The organism is Paraburkholderia sp., assembly GCF_047605525.1.
GTDB lineage: Bacteria > Pseudomonadota > Gammaproteobacteria > Burkholderiales > Burkholderiaceae > Paraburkholderia.
On record NZ_JASGFN010000001.1, the window covers coordinates 92,534 to 111,637 of the forward strand.

Genomic DNA, 19,104 nt, shown 5'->3' on the forward strand with positions numbered 1-19,104 from the left:
CAGGAACACCATGAAGCTCGAACACCCGGATCGTCTGATGAACCGCACTCCTCTCTCGCTCGCCGCGCTCGAAGTGCACGACGCCTTCGCCGAACGGCATATCGGCCCGGATGCGGCCGACCAGCAAGCAATGCTCGAAGCGCTCGGCTTCGCATCGCGCGCGGCATTGATCGACGCCGTCATCCCGAAGACGATCCGCCGCACCGAAGCGCTGCCGCTCGGCCCCTTCGCGCAACCGAAGAGCGAAGCCGAAGCGCTCGCCGCGCTGCGCGAGCTCGCGGACAAAAACCAGGTGTTCCGCTCCTACATCGGCCAAGGCTATTACAACGCCCATACGCCGACGGTGATCCTGCGCAACGTGCTGGAAAATCCCGCGTGGTACACCGCGTACACGCCGTATCAGCCGGAAATTTCGCAAGGCCGTCTGGAAGCGCTGCTGAACTTCCAGCAGATGGTCACCGACCTCACCGGTCTCGCGATCTCGAACGCGTCGCTGCTTGACGAGGCGACCGCCGCCGCCGAAGCGATGACGCTGCTGCAACGCATCGGCAAACCGAAGTCGAATGTGTTCTACGTCGCCGACGACGTGCTGCCGCAAACCATCGAAGTGGTGAAGACGCGCGCGCTGCCGGTCGGTATCGAAGTGAAGGTCGGCCCGGCCGCCAAAGCCGCTGGCGCGAACGCGTTCGGCGTGCTGCTGCAATACCCTGGCGTGAACGGCGACGTGCGCGACTACCGCGCGCTGACCGAAGCGATCCACGCCGCGGGCGCCCACGTGGTAGTCGCCGCCGACCTGCTCGCGTTGACACTGCTGACGCCGCCGGGTGAATGGGGGGCGGACGTCGCGGTCGGCAATACGCAGCGCTTCGGCGTGCCGGTCGGCTTCGGCGGCCCGCATGCGGCGTACCTCGCGGTGCGCGACGAATTCAAGCGCCAGATGCCGGGGCGTCTGGTCGGCGTGACGGTCGACGCGCAAGGCAACCCGGCGCTGCGGCTCGCGCTGCAAACGCGTGAACAGCACATCCGCCGCGAAAAAGCGACGTCGAACGTGTGTACCGCGCAGGCGCTGCTCGCGATCATGGCGAGCATGTATGCGGTCTATCACGGCCCGCGCGGTCTGAAGACGATCGCGCTGCGCGTGAACCGCATCGCCGCGCTGCTCGCCGAGGGCGCGAAGCAGCTCGGCTACACGCTCGTCAACGAAACCTTCTTCGACACGCTCACGTTCGACACCGGCGCGCGCACGCAGGCACTGCACGACGCGGCCACGGCGAAGGGCATCAACCTGCGCCACGTGAGCGCGACGCAAGTCGGTCTGTCGGTCGACGAAACCACCACACGGCACGATCTGGCCGACCTGCTCGCGGTATTCGCGCAAGCGGCCTTCAAGAGCGACGTGCCGCAAGTCGACGCGCTCGACGCCGCCTTGAGCGCATCGACCACCGCATCGGTGCCGGCCGCGCTCGAACGCACGAGCGCATACCTCACCCATCACGTGTTCAACCGCCACCATTCGGAAACGGAAATGCTGCGCTATCTGCGCAGCCTCGCGGACAAGGACCTCGCGCTCGACCGCTCGATGATCCCGCTCGGCTCCTGCACGATGAAGCTGAACGCGACCTCGGAAATGCTGCCGGTCACGTGGCCCGAGTTCGGCCAGATCCATCCGTTCGCGCCGGCCGAGCAGACCGTCGGCTACCGCGAAATGATCGATCAGCTCGAAGCAATGCTGGTCGCCGCGACCGGTTACGCGGCGGTGTCGCTGCAGCCGAACGCGGGCTCGCAGGGCGAGTACGCGGGTCTGTTGATCATCCACGCGTACCATGCGTCGCGCGGCGAAGCGCATCGCAACGTCTGCCTGATTCCCGCGTCGGCGCACGGCACGAATCCGGCGTCGGCGCAGATGGCCGGCATGCAGGTCGTCGTCGTTGCGTGCGACGCGCAAGGCAACGTCGATATCGAAGATCTGAAAAAGAAGGCCGCGCAACACGCGGACAAGCTCGCGGCGATCATGATCACATATCCGTCGACGCACGGCGTGTTCGAACAGAACGTGCGTGAAATCTGCGAGATCGTGCACGCGCACGGCGGCCAGGTGTACGTCGACGGCGCGAACATGAACGCGATGGTCGGCCTGTGCGCGCCGGGCCAGTTCGGCGGCGACGTCTCGCACCTGAACCTGCACAAGACCTTCTGCATTCCGCACGGCGGCGGCGGACCGGGCGTCGGTCCGGTCGCGGTCGGCGCGCACCTCGCGCGATTCCTGCCGAACCAGACTTCGTCGGGCTACGAGCGCGCGGAAAACGGTATCGGCGCGGTATCGGCCGCGCCGTACGGCTCGGCGTCGATCCTGCCGATCTCGTGGATGTACATCGCGATGATGGGCGCGAAGAACCTGACCGCCGCGACCGAAACCGCGATCCTCAACGCGAACTACGTCGCGAACAAGCTCGCGCCGCACTATCCGGTGCTGTACTCGGGCCCCGGCGGCCTCGTCGCGCACGAGTGCATTCTCGATCTGCGTCCGATCAAGGACACGAGCGGCATCACCGTCGACGACGTCGCCAAGCGCCTCGCCGACTACGGATTCCACGCACCGACGATGAGCTTCCCGGTGCCGGGCACGCTGATGGTCGAGCCGACCGAGTCGGAGTCGAAGGAAGAACTCGACCGCTTCATCGAAGCGATGATCGCGATCCGCGACGAAATCCGCGCGGTCGAGGAAGGCCACGCTGACCGCGAAGACAATCCGCTGAAGCACGCGCCGCACACCGCGGCCGTGGTCGTCGCCGACGACTGGCAGCATGCGTACTCGCGCGAAGCCGCCGCGTATCCGCTGAAGACGCTGATCGCGAAGAAGTACTGGCCGCCGGTCGGCCGCGCGGACAACGTGTATGGCGACCGCAACCTGTTCTGCTCCTGCGTGCCGATCGCTGATTACGAGTAAGAAGCGCGAGTCAGCGCGGCACGACGCGCATCGGGCCGCCGCCTGCTCCAGCGGCAACACGCCGAAGCAGGCGGCACGGCGGGGCGCGGGTCCATACACGGTCGCATGAGCGGTTCTGTCGCTCACGGTCGCAAACGGCTAACATCACACACCGAATCAGCCTAACGAGGAGTTCCGCATGGCGCGAAAGGTGCGATTGATGCAAAGCCGGGCCGAAGCCGCACACGCCCGTCCGTGGCGGGCCGCTTATGCCGTGCTGCTGGCGGGCGCGGCCGCGTTGCTGCCGATGCGGCCGGCCCAGGCGGCGATGAATTTCTGCGCGGCGCCGGCGTTGCAAACCAGCGAGCGCACCAATGCCGATCCCGGCGTCAAGGCACTCGTCAGCAACGTGCAAGCTCATCTGAACGAGCAGCCGCACGCGCTCGCGAAGCTGCATACCGAGGGCACGCTGCCGCACGAAGGCATCTACGATCAGAGCGTCGAGGCGGAGAAGGATCTCGACCTGCTGCGCGACGCCGCGCTCGCATGGCGCGCAACCAGCGACGACCGTTTCCTGAAGCTCGTCGACCGTCTGCTGTATGCATGGGTGACGACGTATCAGCCGAGCTTCAATCCGATCGACGAAACGCATTTCGAAGGCCTGATCCTCGCGTACGACATGACCGCGAGCGCATTGCCCGTCAAGACGCGCAATGCGGCGATGGCGTTCCTGACGAAGCTGGCGAACGGCTACATCGCGCAGATCGACGCGCAGCCGCGGCCGCTCACGGGCACGTTCCGCAACAATTGGCAAAGCCATCGCATCAAGCTGATCGCGATGGCCGCGTTCACGCTCGACAATCGCAAGATGATCAACACCGCGCAGCGGCTGTTTGTCGAGCATATCGGCGACAACATCGCGCCGGACGGCTCGACGATCGATTTCAGCGAGCGCGACGCGCTGCACTACGTGACCTACGATCTGCAGCCGCTCGTGACGGCCGCGCTCGCCGCGCGCCGCCACAACCGCAACTGGCTGCAGGAGAAAGGCGCGAACGGCGCGACGCTGCTCGCCGCGCTGAACTGGCTCAAGCCGTTTGCAATGGGCAGCCAGACGCATGAGGAATTCGTGCATTCGAACGTTCCGTTCGATGCGAAACGTCGCGAGGCCGGCTTGCCCGGCTATTCGGGCCGGTGGGATCCGAAGAACGCGACGGAACTGTTTCATCTGGCGGCGCGTCTCGATGGACGCTTCACGCCAGTCGCGCTGCAGCTCGCACCGACGCCGCCCGCGTGGCTCGCCGTGTGCTTACCGCTGCCGGCGCGCTAAACTTTCATTATCGGCAGGGAGCAGTACATGGCAGTCAGCGTCTTCGATCTCTTCAAAATCGGCATTGGTCCGTCGAGCTCGCATACGGTCGGGCCGATGCGCGCGGCGCTGATGTTCGCCCAGGGGCTCGAACGCGACGGGCTGCTCGACGCCGTCGCTTCGGTGAAAGTCGACCTGTACGGCTCGCTCGGCGCGACCGGCAAGGGGCACGGCACCGACCGCGGCGTGATGCTCGGCCTGATGGGCGATGCGCCCGACACGGTCGACCCGGACACGATCTCGCAGCGGCTCGAAGCGGTGCGCGTGTCGCGCAAGCTTGCGCTGCTCGGCCGGCACGACGTGCCGTTCGTGCAGAAGGAACACATTTCGTTTTACCGCCAGGCGCTGCCCGAACATCCGAACGGCCTCAAGCTCTACGCATTCGATGCGCAAGGCGCGACGCTGCGCGAAGCGACCTATCTGTCGGTGGGTGGCGGCTTCGTCGTGACAGCCGGCGCGCCGAACACGAAGGTGCTCTCCGCCGTCGATCAATTGCCGCACTCGTTCCGCACGGCCAATGAGCTGCTCGCGCTGTGCGCATCGACCGGTAAAAGCATTGCGCAGTTGATGTGGGAAAACGAGCGCGTGTGGCATACCGAGGAAGAAACGCGCGCGGGCCTGCTGAAGATCTGGGACGTGATGCAATCGTGCGTCGCGCGCGGCTGCGGCATCAACAATCCCGACGCGGACGGCAACCTGCCCGGCCCGTTCCAGGTAAAGCGCCGCGCGCCGCAACTGTATCGCGCGCTGACAGCCCATCCCGAGCGCGCGCTGCAGGATCCGCTGTCGATGGTCGACTGGATCAATCTCTACGCGATCGCCGTCAACGAAGAAAACGCCGCGGGCGGGCGCGTCGTAACCGCGCCGACCAACGGCGCGGCGGGCATCATTCCGGCCGTGCTGCACTACTACACGCGCTTCATGCCGGGCGCGAACGAGCAGGGCGTGATCGACTTCCTGATGACGGCTGCCGCAATCGGCATCCTGTACAAGCTGAACGCATCGATCTCCGGCGCGGAAGTGGGCTGCCAGGGCGAAGTGGGCGTCGCCTGCTCGATGGCCGCGGGCGCGCTCGCCGCGGTGATGGGCGGCACGCCGAAGCAGGTCGAGAACGCCGCCGAAATCGGCATGGAGCACAATCTCGGGCTTACCTGCGATCCGGTCGGCGGCATGGTGCAGATTCCGTGCATCGAGCGCAATGCGATGGCGTCGGTGAAGGCGGTCAATGCCGCGCGCATGGCGTTGCGCGGCGACGGCAGCCACTACGTGTCGCTCGATTCGGTCATCAAGACGATGCGCGAAACCGGCGCGGATATGAAGACGAAGTACAAGGAAACGTCGCGCGGCGGGCTCGCGGTGAATATCGTCGAGTGTTGAGTGTCGGGCGCGGTGTTTGATGGGTGTCATGAAGACGCGGGCTATGTGGCCCGCGTTTCTGCTTGTGCATCGGCACCGTGCGTCTTGCCGTGCATTCGCGTCGACGCGCGACCCGGTTGCGCTGCGCCGTGACAGCGCCCGCGTGCCCGGCGTAAGCTGTCGAAGCGTCCATCGGCCGCCATGCGCAATTGCGCGTGGCGTCGATGCGGCCCCACCCCATCGCAGACAGGCACTACCAGGAGGCTTCTTCGCAATGTCGCTGCCGAATGCTCCCGCTTCGAATTCCGCTTCGAATTCCGCTTCCGATTCCCACCCCGCTCGCACGACCGGCGCGCGTCTCGTCGTCGATGCGCTGCTTACGCATGGCGTCGAACGCGTTTTCTGCGTGCCCGGCGAAAGCTTTCTCGCTGTGCTCGATTCGCTGCACGACGAAACCGAACGCATCCGGACGATCGTCTGCCGTCACGAGGCCGCGGCGGCGAACATGGCCGAAGCGGTCGGCAAACTGACCGGCCGGCCCGGCGTCGCGCTCGTCACGCGCGGGCCGGGCGCGACGCACGCATCGATCGGCGTGCACACCGCGTTTCAGGACTCGACACCGATGATCCTGCTGATCGGCCAGTGCGCGCGCGAGCATCTCGATCGCGAGGCGTTTCAGGAGATCGACTATCGGCGTATGTTCGGTCAGATGGCGAAGTGGGTCGCGCAGATCGACGACCCGAAGCGCATCCCCGAATATCTGAGCCATGCGTTTCACACGGCGACCTCTGGCCGGCCGGGGCCAGTCGTGCTGTCGCTGCCGGAAGACGTGTTGAGCGATGCGTGCGACACGGTGCCCGGCGCGCCCGCGTATCGGCGCGTGGCGGCATCGCCGTCGACCGCGCAGATTGCCAGGCTGCGCGAACTGCTCGAACGCGCGCAACGGCCGATGGTGATCGCGGGCGGCAGCGGCTGGACGCCGGCCGCCCGCGCGGACCTGCGGCGCTTCATCGAGAACTGGCAATTGCCGATCGGCCTCGCGTTCCGCTTTCAGGACACCTTCGACAACGAGCATCCGAACTACGCCGGCGACGTCGGCCTCGGCATCAATCCCGCGCTCGCGCAGCGTATTCGCGATGCCGATCTGCTGCTCACGCTCGGCCCCCGTCTCGGCGAAGCGACGACCAACGGCTACACGCTACTCGACATTCCGAAGACGAAGCAGACGCTCGTGCACGTGCATCAGGGCGCGGAAGAACTGGGGCGCGTGTATGCGGCCGATCTGCCGATCGTCTCCGGCATGCCCGAACTGGCGGCAATGCTGGCGGAGATGAAACCGTCATCGGAAAAGCTCGCCTGGGGCGGCGCGGCGGAGGAAGCGCATCGCGCGTATCTGGAGTGGCGCAAACCGCGCCCGATTCCCGGCGACGTGCAGATGGGCGAAGTGATCCAGCAGTTGCGCGCGCATCTGCCTGAAGACGCGATTCTCACCAACGGCGCGGGCAATTACGCGACGTGGCTGCATCGGCATTTTTCGTATCGGCATTTCCGCTCGCAGCTCGCGCCGACGAGCGGCGCGATGGGCTACGGCGTGCCGGCCGCGCTCGCGGCGAAGTCGCTGTATCCGCAACGGGCGGTCGTCGCGCTGGCCGGCGACGGCTGCTTCATGATGGCCGCGCAGGAACTCGCGACAGCGATGCAATACGACCTGCGCGTGCTGTTCATCGTCGTGAACAACAGCCACTTCGGCACGATCCGCATGCATCAGGAGCGGTACTATCCGCATCGCGTGCACGGCACCGGTCTGACGAATCCGGACTTCGCGGCATTCGCGCGCTCGTTCGGCGCGCATGGCGAAACGGTGGAGCGCACCGGGGATTTTCTGCCCGCATTGCAACGCGCGATGAACTCGCAGTTGCCGGCGGTGATCGAGATCCGCATGCCGCAGGAAGCGAGCACGCCGGGGGCGACGCTCGAGCAGATTCGCGAGCAGGGCAGGAAGATGCGCGGGGAGTAGCAGGGGGCCGAACAGGCAACGCCTGCGGGTTAAGTACCCGCGGGCTTTTTTCGTGCGCGAAGCATGCGAGCTACGCGTAGATAATCGACAACGCGCCAAGCTCTTTCAATAACGCAGGCTTCCGGGCTTCGATCACGTCGGATTGAATCTGATAAATCACTGATTTGATCACTTCGGTCTGGCTCAAGGTCGTTTCGTACATCAGCGTCTTCAGATCTTCCGCGATGCGAGGTGTGACCTTCATTGAAAGCCGTCTGCGAGCTGCGCCGCGACGCTCCTTGAAGCGCTCTGATGCCGACCGATGCGCCTTGACGAGCCTCGCCCGCGGATATTCCCCCGACGCGAACCGATGCAGATAAAGCGTCATCAACACCTTGCGAAATTCGGTTGAGCTCGCGCTATCGATCATATAAGCCGCCAGGTCGAGAACATCGAGATAGATCGCGGGCAGTTGTGCCTCGATCGGCCTGACCTCCTTTTGCCGTGCTTCGCGGACAGCCGGCGTCGACTGGGCCGGCATGGCAACAATCCGACCGCATATGTCGCAGACCGCGGCGAGGATATTCTTCACCTCGCCTTTGCCATCGCTGAAAGGCACGTCCCGCCGCCGGAACGTCGTACTCACCAGTTGCTTGCAGTGGGAACAGATGGCGTGGCTCTTTTCGCCCTCTTCATACAGTTTCATCTTCATGGGGTCACTCACTGATGCACGCTGATAAACACGGTTTCCGGATCACCTACGAAGTAGAACTTCACGTACCAGCTACCAGACACGATGATGTGAACATCGATTGAAGGAACGCGGTGGTGAGGCGACGAGCTATATTGCGTGCCGTCGCTTCTTGCAATGAGCGCCTCAACGAATCGAGCGGTAATCTGCCCGGTCGCAAGAAGATTTTTCACGTTAATGCCGGCGCGGGTCTCGTGCTGAAACTTACCGGAGCGGAGCGCGGAAATGACCGCACGTTTCACCTGCCTGTATTTGCTCGGTATCGACAACCACACCTTCAATTATACGATAGGTCTCGTACAAAGACGCCAGAACGTTTTCGTGGCGCCACTGGAGATTGTCTGCGAAATTTTTTTCGGTAGAAGTCGAATACCCGAGGTCGTTCAAATAACAGCGGCACGACAAAGACAATAAAAAAACCCCGCCGAAGCGGGGTTTTTATCGTCAACGCGGACTGCGCAAAACCGCTTACTTGCCGCCCACGCTTTGCAGCGTCGTCCACTTGCCATCGACGACCTTGTACAGCGTGATACCGCCGTTCTTCAGATCGCCGTGCTGGTCGTACGCGAGATTGGCCGACGTCACGGCCGGCATCGAGGTCTTCGCGAGCACCGGCAGGTATTTGGCCGGATCGGTCGAGTTCGCGTTCTTCATCGCGGTGAACATCGCCATCGCGCCGTCGTATGCATACGGCGAGTACGTCTGCACGTCCTCGTTGAAGCGCTTCTTGTACTTCTCGACGTAGGCCTTGCCGCCCGGCATTTCTTCGAGCGGCAGGCCGGCGAGCGAAGCCACCGTGCCGTTCGCCGCGTCGCCCGCGAGCTTGATGAAGGTCGGCGTGTGGACCATTTCGCCGCCCATCAGCGGCGCCTTCACGCCGAGCTGCTTCATCTGCTTGACCATCGGCGCTGCCTGCGAATCCGCGCCGCCGTAATAGATCAGATCCGGGTTCACCGACTTCAGCTTGGTCAGGATCGACTTGAAGTCGACGGCCTTGTCGTTCGTGTATTCACGATCGACGATCGTCGCGCCCGCCGCCTTCGCCGCCTTTTCGAACTGATCGGCGAGACCCTGGCCGTAAGCCGTGCGGTCGTCGACGATCGCGATCTTCTTCATGCCGAGATTCTTCACCGCGAACGTGCCGGCAACCGAACCTTGCTGCGTGTCGGACGTCATCATGCGGAAGGTCGTCTTGAAGCCTTGCTGCGTGTATTCGGGCGCGGTCGCCATCGCGATCTGCGGGATGCCCGCGTTCGCGTAGATGCGCGACGCCGGAATCGTCGTGCCCGAGTTGAAGTGGCCGAGCATGCCCTTGATGCCGTCATCCACGAGCTTTTGCGCGACGGTCGTGCCGGTGCGCGGGTCGGCCTGGTCGTCGGCCGAGTCCAGCACGATACGAACCTGCTTGCCGCCGATCACCGGCTTGGTCGCGTTGAACTCTTCGACCGCGAGCACGATGCCGTTCTGGAAGTCCTTGCCGTAGTGCGCCTGCGCGCCCGTCATCGGACCTGCAAAACCCACCTTCACGTCTTCCACCGATTGAGCGTTGGCCGTCCCCGCCAGCGACATTGCGGCAACCAGAGCTGCGCCTGCCAGCTGTTTCATTTTTTGTTGCATAGCTTCTCCTTGATACCAGGTGTGGATGAAGCGGATTCGGGGTCGCCGTGCCGCTTCCTTTCTATTGAATGGATCGCCGAGGTTGGCTCAACCGATCGTCATCAAATTTGCATTGCCGCCTGCCGCCGCGGTGTTCACGCTGACCGAGCGCTCCGTGAGCAGACGCTCGAGCGCGTAGTCTTCGTCGCCGCTCGCGAGCGCGCCGGCCGCGACACCCTGCACCGACACGATCGGCCCCGGCCGCTTCGCGACTTCCTTCACGAGCGCCAGCAGTTCGTCGCCGTCGCCTTCGAACAGCACGGCGTCGAACGGCGCATCGGTGCTCTTCTTCACGCTCGCGTACGACTTCAGCGACGCGGGTAGCTGGGACACCAATTGTTCACCGGCCGCGCCTTCGAACAATGCACGATTTCCCGTAGCAATCGCGGCGGCCAGTTGCACGCGCGCGCCGCTCGCGGTCGACGCGATGCACAGCACCGTGCCGCGGGGCCCAAGCGTGTACGTGTTGCGCTCGCCGGTCGGCCCGGGCAACACTGCGGTCGCGCCCGCCGGCACATGCGACAGATAGCCGTCGCAGCGCGCGGCCAGTTGCGGCTCGCGCTCGGCGATCAGCCAGTCGCGCAGCGCGGAGAGCGCGGCGGATGGATTGTCGCCGTTTTCCGCCGTCTGCGGTACTTCGGTCACCAGCGCCTGCGCGAGCGACTTCGGCAGACCGGCCGGGCGCGTCGCGAGCAGACGCTGCAGATACAGCGCGCCACCCGCCTTCGGCCCCGTGCCCGACAGCCCTTCGCCGCCGAACGGCTGCACGCCCACCACCGCGCCGATCACGTTGCGGTTCACGTAGATGTTGCCCACGTGCGCGCGGCCGATCACGTGCGCGATCGTTTCGTCGATACGCGTGTGGATGCCGAGCGTCAAACCATAGCCGGTCGCGCGGATCTGTTCGAGCAGCCTGTCGAGCTGGCTGCGGCGATAACGCACGACGTGCAGCACCGGGCCGAACACTTCGCGCTTCAGTTCGTCGATGCTGTCGAGCTCGATCAGCGTCGGCGGCACGAAGGTGCCCTGCGCAGTGCCTTCCGGCAGCGGCAGTTGCTCGACCTTGCGGCCCTTGTCGCGCATCGCCGCGATGTGCGCATCGATGCCGCGCTTCGCGTCGAGGTCGATCACCGGGCCGACGTCGGTCGACAGACGGTCCGGATTGCCCACGGCAAGCTCGCGCATCGCGCCGGTCAGCATTTCGAGCGTGCGGTCCGCGACGTCGTCCTGCAGACAAAGAACGCGCAACGCCGAACACCGTTGACCGGCGGAGTCGAACGACGATTGCAGCACGTCGGCCACGACCTGCTCGGCGAGCGCCGACGAGTCGACGATCATCGCGTTCTGGCCGCCGGTTTCGGCGATCAGCGGAATCGGCTTGCCGTCCGGATCGAGGCGGCCGGACAGCGTTTTATTGATCAGGCGCGCGACTTCGGTCGAGCCGGTGAACATTACCGCGCGGGTGCGCGGATCGGCCACCAGTGCCGCGCCGACCGTTTCGCCGTCGCCCGGCAGCAGTTGCACCGCGCCCGCCGGCACGCCGGCTTCGCGCAGGATCCGCACCGCCTGCGCGGCGATCAGCGGCGTCTGCTCGGCCGGCTTCGCGAGCACCGTATTGCCGGCCGCGAGCGCGGCGGCCACCTGGCCCATGAAAATCGCCAGCGGGAAATTCCACGGACTGATACAGACGACGGGCCCCAGCGGGCGATGCGTGTCGTTCGAGAACTCGTTGCGGATCTGCGTCGAGTAGTAGCGCAGGAAGTCGATCGCCTCGCGGATTTCCGCGACCGCGTTCGCGAGCGACTTGCCCGCTTCGCGCACGACCAGACCCATCAGCGTGTGCATCTGCGCTTCGAGCAGATCGGCGGCACGCGCGAGGCAGTCGGCGCGCGCTTCGACCGGCGTCGCCTGCCAGATCGGCGCGGCGGCCACCGCGTGACCGAGCGCGGCGCTCACGTGCCCGGCGGTCGCGTCGACGACCGTGCCGACGAGGTCGCGCTGGTCGGCCGGATTGCGCACGTCGCGCGCCACGCCGGCGGTCGCGCCGGCGCTCTCGTTGTCCTCCAGCATCGGCGCGGCGTGCCACGGATGATGCGCGCTCGCCAGCAGCGCCGACGACAACGACGCGAGCCGATGTTCGTTCGACAGATCGAGGCCCATCGAATTGAGACGCTCCGCGCCGTACAGATTGCGCGGCAGCGGAATGCGCGCGTGCGGCGCGCCGAGCGGCACGATCTTCGATGCTTCCTCGACCGGATCGGCGACCAGGTCCTTGATCGCGACCGATTCGTCGGCGATGCGATTGACGAACGAGGTGTTCGCGCCGTTTTCGAGCAGGCGGCGCACGAGGTACGCGAGCAGCGTCTCATGCGTGCCGACCGGTGCGTAAACGCGGCACGGCCGGTTCAGCTTGTCGCGACCCGTGACCTCTTCGTACAGCGGCTCGCCCATGCCGTGCAGGCACTGGAACTCGTACTGGCCGGGGTAGTAATTGTTGCCGGCGAGGTAGTAGATCGCCGACAGCGTATGCGCGTTGTGCGTCGCGAACTGCGGATACACGGCATCCGGCGCGCCGAGCAGTTTCTTCGCGCAGGCGAGGTACGACACGTCCGTGTAGACCTTGCGCGTGTAGACCGGATAGCCTTCGAGGCCGTCGACCTGCGCGCGCTTGATTTCGGTGTCCCAGTAAGCGCCCTTCACGAGCCGCACCATGATGCGGTGACGGCTGCGGCGCGCCAGATCGAGCAGGTAGTCGATCACGAACGGGCAGCGCTTCTGGTACGCCTGCACGACGAAGCCGATGCCGTTCCAGCCGGCCAGCTCCGGATCGAAGCACAGCGCTTCGAGCAGATCGAGCGACAGTTCGAGGCGGTCGGCTTCTTCCGCGTCGATGTTCAGACCGATGTCGTAGCGGCGCGCGAGGATCGCGAGCGAGCGCACGCGCGGCAGCAACTCGTTCATCGTGCGTTCCTGCTGCGCGCGCGAGTAGCGCGGATGCAGCGCCGACAGCTTGATCGAGATGCCCGGGCCTTCGTAGATGCCGCGGCCGCCGGCCGCCTTGCCGATCGCGTGGATCGCCTGCTCGTAGGACGCGTAGTAGCGCTGCGCGTCGGCCTCGGTGGTGGCCGCCTCGCCGAGCATGTCGTACGAATAGCGGAAGCCGCGCGCCTCGTATTTGCGGCTGTTCGCGAGCGCTTCGGAGATGTTCTCGCCGGTCACGAACTGCTCGCCCATCAAGCGCATCGCCATGTCGACGCCCTTGCGGATCAGCGGTTCGCCGCCCCTGCCGATCAGGCGCGTGAGCGCCGACGACAGGCTCGTCTCGCTATTGGTCGTCACCAGCTTGCCGGTGATCATCAGCCCCCAGGTCGCCGCGTTGACGAACAGCGACGGCGCCTGGCCGACGTGCGATTTCCAGTCGCCCTTGCTGATCTTGTCGCGGATCAGCGCGTCGCGGGTCGCGCGGTCGGGAATGCGCAGCAGCGCTTCGGCGAGGCACATCAGCGCGACACCTTCCTGGCTCGACAGCGAGAATTCGTGGATCAGCCCTTCGACGCCGCCACCCTTGCTCTTGCCGCGCAGCGTCTCGACGAGCTTGCCGGCCATCGCCAGCACGTCACCGGCGAGATTGGCGGGCAGACGCGCCTGACCGAGCAGGAACGGCACGCACTCCGGCTCCGGACGGCGGTACGCGGCGGTGATCGCCGCGCGCAGCACCGACTGCGGTTGCACGTTCTGCGCGAAATCGAGGAACGGGTGCGATGCGCCGTCTTCGTCGTTCTCGACCGCCGCGCCGTCGGCCAGATCGGCCGAGCCCGTCGTCCCCGATAGTTCAGCGGGCAACTGGCCGTGCTCGATCTTTTCGAGGTACGCGAAGATCGCCTGTTTGATCAGCCAGTGGGGAGTGCGCTCGAGGCGGGTAGCCGCATCTTTGAGCCGGGAACGCAGGAGGTCATCGACCTTGACGCCAAGGGTGGTGCTAGCCATGTTTCCTTCTCGATACCAGGTGCAGGCCTGGCGAAAGACTAAAAGTTGGCGAATCGTACGCCTCCCAATAAAAAGGTGCAACCAGATCGGCGGAATGGTTGCACCCTGCTGAGGGCCTTGTATAGCGGGGGTTTCCGGCCGACGGGCCGAGAGCCGGCGAGCGCGGTTGTGATCGGTACTTTCCCTGGCGTGATTCTTTTCTCAATAAGCCTTATCAAACGACTTCACGCGCCGATATACAGAAGCACGGCGACGGGTGGCCCGAAACGTCTGTTTTCAGGGCACGCAAAAAAGATAAACGGGGTTCTGAGGGTTGGTGAGATGGAAAAATGGCTGGTGATACTGGGTATCTGGGTGATGTGCGCGGCCTGTGCGGTGTTCTTCATTCGAGGCGCGACCGGCGGCTCGAACAGGCATGAGCATGAGGAAGAGAAGCAACGCGCGCGAGCGGCATCGCGCGGGTCGGCGGGGAATACGGCGCGGACCGCGATGAACGATTGACGTGAATCGGTGACGCCCCGGGGCCGGGATGGGCGGCTGGCAGTTCGCGCTTCGCGCTAGAAATCGCCCCGGTTCAGCGCGGCGAGAGCGCCGCGATCCCCGCAGCCGGCTCGAAGCGCTCGCAGCAATCGCGAGGCGACACGAGCTGGTCATGCAGATGGCACAGCCGGCTATCCGCGACGCTCGCGCCAAATCCTGAACCGAAGGCCACGAGGCCCGGAATGCGCTGCTCGAGCGCATCCCGATTCTCCACATGATGCAGGCAAGCCGCGCAGCACGGCGCGTCCGCTCCGGCGGGAGCGTGCACGAGCGCCGCCGCGCGGGCGAAGCGCTCCATCGACATCAGGATCTTCACGCGCCCTGCCCCAGGCTGTTCCAGTACGACGCGAACACGTGCGCGGATAGCGCATAGCCGATCGCGATATTGACCACGACGCCCGCCGTGAACGCGAGGAACGGCTTCAGGCCGGTCGCGGCGAGCGAGCGGAACCGCGTCGTCAGACCGATGCTCAGGAAACAGAACGTGAACGCCCACGTGCGCAGCACCGTAATCGGCGCAACGAATTCGGGCGTGACGATCTTGCGGTAATCGGCAAGCGAATAATGGCTCGCGATCCACGTGACCAGCGCCGACGCAATCACGAAGCCGATCACGAACTTCGGGAAACGCGCCCAGATCTCGCCGGCATTCGCGCGTGCGGTCACGCCGCTCTCCTGCGTTTCCCAGCGCGTCGTCGCGACGATCGCGAGCACGAACGCCCAGATGCCGATCCAGATGTCGCGGCCGACCACCTTCATCAGCGTGAACGCCTGCAACGATGCGTCCGGCGCGCCCGCGATCGCGCCGCCTGCGTGCCGCGCGAAATCGCCGTAGGCCTGCGCGGCGGCAATGCCCGCCGCGTCGGCGAATTCGGAGGTGCCGATCCATGCGCCGGCGACGGCCGTCGGCAGTCCGAGCGAGCGCGACGCGAACGGCAGCACGAAAATCATCACGATCGCCCACAGCACCACCAGCGTGATCGCGACCGATGCCTGCTCGCGCCTCGCCCGCACCGCACCGGCAATCGCGATCGCCGCCGACACGCCGCACACCGCGCCGCCGACGCCGAGGACCGCGGCAAAGCGCCGGTCGAGCCCGAACGCCCGCGCGGCGAAGAAGATCACAAAGAACGTCACGAGCGACACGATGCTCGCCTGCGCGACCGCTACCGGCCCCGCCCACACGAGCAACGTGAACGGCAGCGTCGCGCCGAGCAGCACGATGCCGACCTTGATGTAAAACTCGACCCGCAGCCCGGCCGCCAGCCATTCCGGCAGAGTAAACACATTCGACACGATGAGCCCGAGCGCCAGCGCGACGAGCGGCGGCTCGAGGTTGTACTTCGACGCATCGACCCAGGCGCCGAGTATCAGGATCAGCGCGGAAGCGACGAATACGACCAGGAACGCCGCCAGAAACGCGCCGACACGTTGCCCGAGGAGGGCGACGCTCGCGCCGAATAGCAGTGCGAACGCAGCGAATAGCGCGACGTAGTCAGGAAAATGCCGGATGAAGTCCTGCCCGGCCTGGCCGATGCCCGACCATTTGGCCGGCGCCACCGCGAGCCACTTGATGCTGCCGCCGGATGCGAACAGCGCCCACGCAATCACGATCACGAGCAGGCCGACGCCGGCGGCGAGCCAGTCTTCGGTGAGTGAAAATCCGCTGCCCCTCTTCGAGCTTTGCGCGCTTTGTGTACCTTGCGGTTGTGCCGGCGCGCCGCCCGGCGGCACGGTGTGATGGGTGTCGCTCATTGCAGATGCCCCGAAAAAGTTGAGTGGCACCGGCGCGGAGTTGTTGTCGATTTGCCCGAAGATGCGCCGATTTGGCGACTATAGGTGAGCGCCTTCGCAAAGCGAAACGATCATTCGCTCTATGGATATGACGCAAAGAAGTATGGCGCCCGCGGACTGGCTGCCGGCGTCGTCAGATGTCGAGCGGATCGACTTCGAGATTCCAGCGCAGTACACCCCGCAGTACCCCCTTGAGCCCGCGCAGCAGCGGCTGCCACGCATGCAGCGTGGCCTGCAGCGCGGCGCGCGACGCGCTTTCGATCAGCAACTGCGCGCGATGCACGTGCATCACCTTGACGATGGTGAGCGGCACTGCGTCGTAGACAGTCACGCGCTCCGCGGCGGGGACGTGGGCGAGTTCGGCGGCGGCCTGCTGCAGAAAAGCAAGCGCCGCTTCGAGCGTGCGGCCCTCGGCGCGCAGCAGCGCCTGATAGACGAATGGCGGCAGTTGGGCGTCGCGCCGCTCGGCGAGCGTTGCATTGGCGAAGCCGACGTAGTCGTGAAGGCTCAGCGCGTGATAGAGCGCGTGGCGCGGATAACGTGTCTGCACGAGCACCTGGCCCGGCAGACCGGCGCGTCCCGCGCGGCCGCTCACCTGCATCAGTTGCGCGAAAAGACGCTCGCTCGCGCGGAAATCGTGGGAGAAAAGCGCAGTATCGGCATTGAGCACGCCGACCAGCGACACCCGCTGAAAATCGTGCCCCTTCGCGATCATCTGCGTGCCGACGAGGATATCGACCTCGCCCGCGTGCACGTCGGAGAACAGTGCCTGCGCGCTGCCTTTGCGGCGCGTGCTGTCGGCATCGATGCGCAGCACGCGGGCGCCCGGCACCGCGCTCGCGAGCGTTTCCTCGACGCGCTGCGTGCCGCGCCCCAGCGGAGCGATATCGACGTTGCCGCACTCCGGGCACGAGCGCGGGATGCGCGATTCCCAGCCGCAATGGTGGCAGCGCAACGCGCGCTCGGGCTTGTGCAGCACGACATAGGCGCTGCAGCGCGGACAGCCCGCGACCCAGCCGCACGCATCACACGCGAGTTGCGGCGCGTAGCCGCGACGGTTCAGGAACACGAGGCTCTGCTCGCCGCGTTCGAGCCGCGTCTTTAGCGCGGCGATCAGCGGCCCCGACAGGCCTTCGAACGACGCCCGGCCACGCCGGCGCTCATCTTCGAGGTCGATCAGCGTCACGGCTGGCAGTACGGCGTCGGCGACGGCCCGGCGCGACAGCGTGAGCCGTTTGTAGCGCCCCTGATCGGCCTGCCACCAGCTCTCCAGCGACGGCGTCGCGGAGCCCAGCACGACCGGCACGCCAAGCTGCTTCGCGCGATAGATCGCGAGATCGCGCGCCGAATAGCGCAGGCCTTCCTGCTGCTTGTAGGCCGGATCATGCTCCTCGTCGACGACGATGATCGCAAGTTGCGGCAGCGACGCGAGCACCGCGAGCCGCGTGCCGAGCACGATGCGCGCGCGGCCGGTGTGCGCGGCGAACCAGTTGCGGGCGCGCTCACCTTCCGCGAGGCCGCTGTGCAGCGTGACGATCGCGGTGCCGTCGAGCGCGGCGAAGCGGGCGCGAAAAGCCGCCTCGAACTGCGGCGTCAGATTGATTTCGGGCACGAGCACGAGCGCCTGCGCGTCGGGCTTCGCGCTCAGAATTTCGGCGAGCGCGCGCAGGTACACCTCGGTCTTGCCGCTGCCCGTCACACCGTGCAGCAGGAACGGCGCGAAGCCGTCGGCGTCGCGGATCGCCTCGACAGCGGTTGTCTGTTCGTCGGTGAGCGTGGGGAGAAGCGGCGCGGGCGCGTCCGGCAGTGCGGCGGCGGCTGGCACCGCGGCGGCTTCGATCACGTCGAGTTCAACCCAGCCGGCCGCCTGCCATGTGTCGAACGTCGCCAGTGCCTTTGGATGCAGCGCGCGAGCATCGGCGGCCAGCACGAAGTCGCTGTCGGCCAGCGCCTGCGCGAGCCTTCTGAGCGCCGTCGCGCGGGCGGGCAACGCATCAGGCAACGCCGCACGGCCCCCGGGCGTCAGCCGGTAGCGCTCTTCCGGCGCGAACAGCCGCGACCAGCGCGACGCGTCGCGCAACGCCTGCGGCAGTGCGGGCAACGCCACTTCACCAAGACCGCGCTGGTAGTAATCGGCGGCGAATGCGGCAAGCGCGAGCCAGTGCGCCGACAGCGGAGGACACACGGTGCAGACTTTATCCACGGACCGCAGGCGCTCGGCCGGCACCTCGCTGTGAGCGGCCACTTCGCATACGAGCCCCACCACATGCCGCCTGCCGAACGGCACGCTGACGAGCATGCCCGGCACGGCCGCCTCGGGCGTATCACAGCGATAGTCGAACAGAGTCGGCAGCGGATGATCCAGCGCGACGCGCACGAACAGTTCGCTCACGCGGCGCTGTGGAAAAGATGAGCCACCACGGCACGAAGCTGCGGGACGGGGACAGTTGCAAAGGAGGCGAGACCGCCGAAGTTAAAGTAAAACTTCAATTTCGCCGCTAAGTTTTGGATTCGACTGAACAATTGCAATCGGCTCGGCGCCTGTGGATAACTTTGTTAAGAACTTCGCTTCGAAGCGCCGCAAATGGCGTCGCAGCGGCCTTTTGTGGGCTTCCGCACATTGCGCCGCGATACCCGCAAACCCTTGCCAGACAAGGCTTAGATCAAATGCGCCGAGCATGTGCAAGGGTCAGGGCACGATTAAAGCCTCTACCGCGCCGCAACGTGAC

12 protein-coding genes are annotated in these 19,104 nt (G+C 65.7%); 5 read left to right on the forward strand and 7 right to left on the reverse strand.

Annotated features, from left to right (window positions below; translation table 11 throughout):
• The first annotated feature begins 10 nt into the window (after positions 1-10).
• The 4 genes from gcvP to QM685_RS00505 all read left to right on the forward strand — a co-directional run bounded on the left by gcvP (position 11) and on the right by QM685_RS00505 (position 7,668).
• Entirely contained in the window at positions 11-2,947 is a 2,937-nt protein-coding gene (gcvP, locus tag QM685_RS00490) for an aminomethyl-transferring glycine dehydrogenase (RefSeq protein WP_415111893.1), read from the forward strand.
• Positions 2,948-3,125: 178 nt separating this feature from the next.
• A complete protein-coding gene (locus QM685_RS00495; protein WP_415111894.1) occupies positions 3,126-4,256 on the forward strand; it encodes an alginate lyase family protein in 1,131 nt (376 codons plus the stop codon).
• 27 nt (positions 4,257-4,283) lie between these two features.
• On the forward strand, positions 4,284-5,672 hold the full coding sequence (locus QM685_RS00500) for an L-serine ammonia-lyase (protein ID WP_415111895.1): 1,389 nt from the start codon (positions 4,284-4,286) through the stop codon (positions 5,670-5,672).
• A 253-nt stretch (positions 5,673-5,925) separates the two neighbouring features.
• Positions 5,926-7,668 (forward strand): thiamine pyrophosphate-binding protein, encoded by a 1,743-nt coding sequence (locus QM685_RS00505; protein WP_415111896.1) that lies wholly within the window; start codon positions 5,926-5,928, stop codon positions 7,666-7,668.
• Between the two features lie 70 nt (positions 7,669-7,738).
• Here the strand turns inward: QM685_RS00505 and QM685_RS00510 are convergent, their stop codons facing one another.
• From QM685_RS00510 to putA, 4 genes are all read right to left on the reverse strand, one after another.
• Entirely contained in the window at positions 7,739-8,359 is a 621-nt protein-coding gene (locus QM685_RS00510) for a hypothetical protein (protein WP_415111897.1), read from the reverse strand.
• A gap of 8 nt (positions 8,360-8,367) precedes the next feature.
• The gene (locus QM685_RS00515; protein WP_415111898.1) at positions 8,368-8,640 is read right to left on the reverse strand and encodes a hypothetical protein; all 273 of its coding nucleotides are present in this window, start codon (positions 8,638-8,640) and stop codon (positions 8,368-8,370) included.
• A 226-nt stretch (positions 8,641-8,866) separates the two neighbouring features.
• Positions 8,867-10,015, reverse strand: a complete 1,149-nt coding sequence (locus QM685_RS00520) for a branched-chain amino acid ABC transporter substrate-binding protein (protein WP_415111899.1) — start codon at positions 10,013-10,015, stop codon at positions 8,867-8,869.
• Positions 10,016-10,102: 87 nt separating this feature from the next.
• Positions 10,103-14,041: a trifunctional transcriptional regulator/proline dehydrogenase/L-glutamate gamma-semialdehyde dehydrogenase gene (putA, locus tag QM685_RS00525; protein ID WP_415111900.1), complete on the reverse strand. Its 3,939-nt coding sequence runs from the start codon at positions 14,039-14,041 to the stop codon at positions 10,103-10,105.
• Between the two features lie 321 nt (positions 14,042-14,362).
• On the opposite strand from putA, the gene QM685_RS00530 reads away from it, so the two are divergent.
• Positions 14,363-14,542 (forward strand): hypothetical protein, encoded by a 180-nt coding sequence (locus QM685_RS00530; RefSeq protein ID WP_415112294.1) that lies wholly within the window; start codon positions 14,363-14,365, stop codon positions 14,540-14,542.
• Positions 14,543-14,615: 73 nt separating this feature from the next.
• On the opposite strand, the gene QM685_RS00535 is transcribed toward QM685_RS00530, so the two are convergent.
• The 3 genes from QM685_RS00535 to QM685_RS00545 form a co-directional block, all read right to left on the reverse strand.
• The gene (locus tag QM685_RS00535) at positions 14,616-14,897 is read right to left on the reverse strand and encodes a hypothetical protein (RefSeq protein ID WP_415111901.1); all 282 of its coding nucleotides are present in this window, start codon (positions 14,895-14,897) and stop codon (positions 14,616-14,618) included.
• Entirely contained in the window at positions 14,894-16,336 is a 1,443-nt protein-coding gene (locus QM685_RS00540; RefSeq protein WP_415111902.1) for a YeiH family protein, read from the reverse strand. Before QM685_RS00540 ends, QM685_RS00535 begins: the two co-directional genes overlap by 4 nt.
• A 172-nt stretch (positions 16,337-16,508) precedes the next feature.
• Positions 16,509-18,767, reverse strand: a complete 2,259-nt coding sequence (locus tag QM685_RS00545; RefSeq protein WP_415111903.1) for a primosomal protein N' — start codon at positions 18,765-18,767, stop codon at positions 16,509-16,511.
• Between the last annotated feature and the right edge of the window lie 337 nt (positions 18,768-19,104).

Coding starts and splice junctions, on each gene's coding strand:
- gcvP (WP_415111893.1), top strand. CDS start 11: ATGAAGCTCGAACACCCGGATCGTCTGATGAACCGCACTCCTCTCTCG.
- QM685_RS00495 (WP_415111894.1), top strand. CDS start 3,126: ATGGCGCGAAAGGTGCGATTGATGCAAAGCCGGGCCGAAGCCGCACAC.
- QM685_RS00500 (WP_415111895.1), top strand. CDS start 4,284: ATGGCAGTCAGCGTCTTCGATCTCTTCAAAATCGGCATTGGTCCGTCG.
- QM685_RS00505 (WP_415111896.1), top strand. CDS start 5,926: ATGTCGCTGCCGAATGCTCCCGCTTCGAATTCCGCTTCGAATTCCGCT.
- QM685_RS00510 (WP_415111897.1), bottom strand. CDS start 8,359: ATGAAGATGAAACTGTATGAAGAGGGCGAAAAGAGCCACGCCATCTGT.
- QM685_RS00520 (WP_415111899.1), bottom strand. CDS start 10,015: ATGCAACAAAAAATGAAACAGCTGGCAGGCGCAGCTCTGGTTGCCGCA.
- putA (WP_415111900.1), bottom strand. CDS start 14,041: ATGGCTAGCACCACCCTTGGCGTCAAGGTCGATGACCTCCTGCGTTCC.
- QM685_RS00530 (WP_415112294.1), top strand. CDS start 14,363: ATGGAAAAATGGCTGGTGATACTGGGTATCTGGGTGATGTGCGCGGCC.
- QM685_RS00540 (WP_415111902.1), bottom strand. CDS start 16,336: ATGAGCGACACCCATCACACCGTGCCGCCGGGCGGCGCGCCGGCACAA.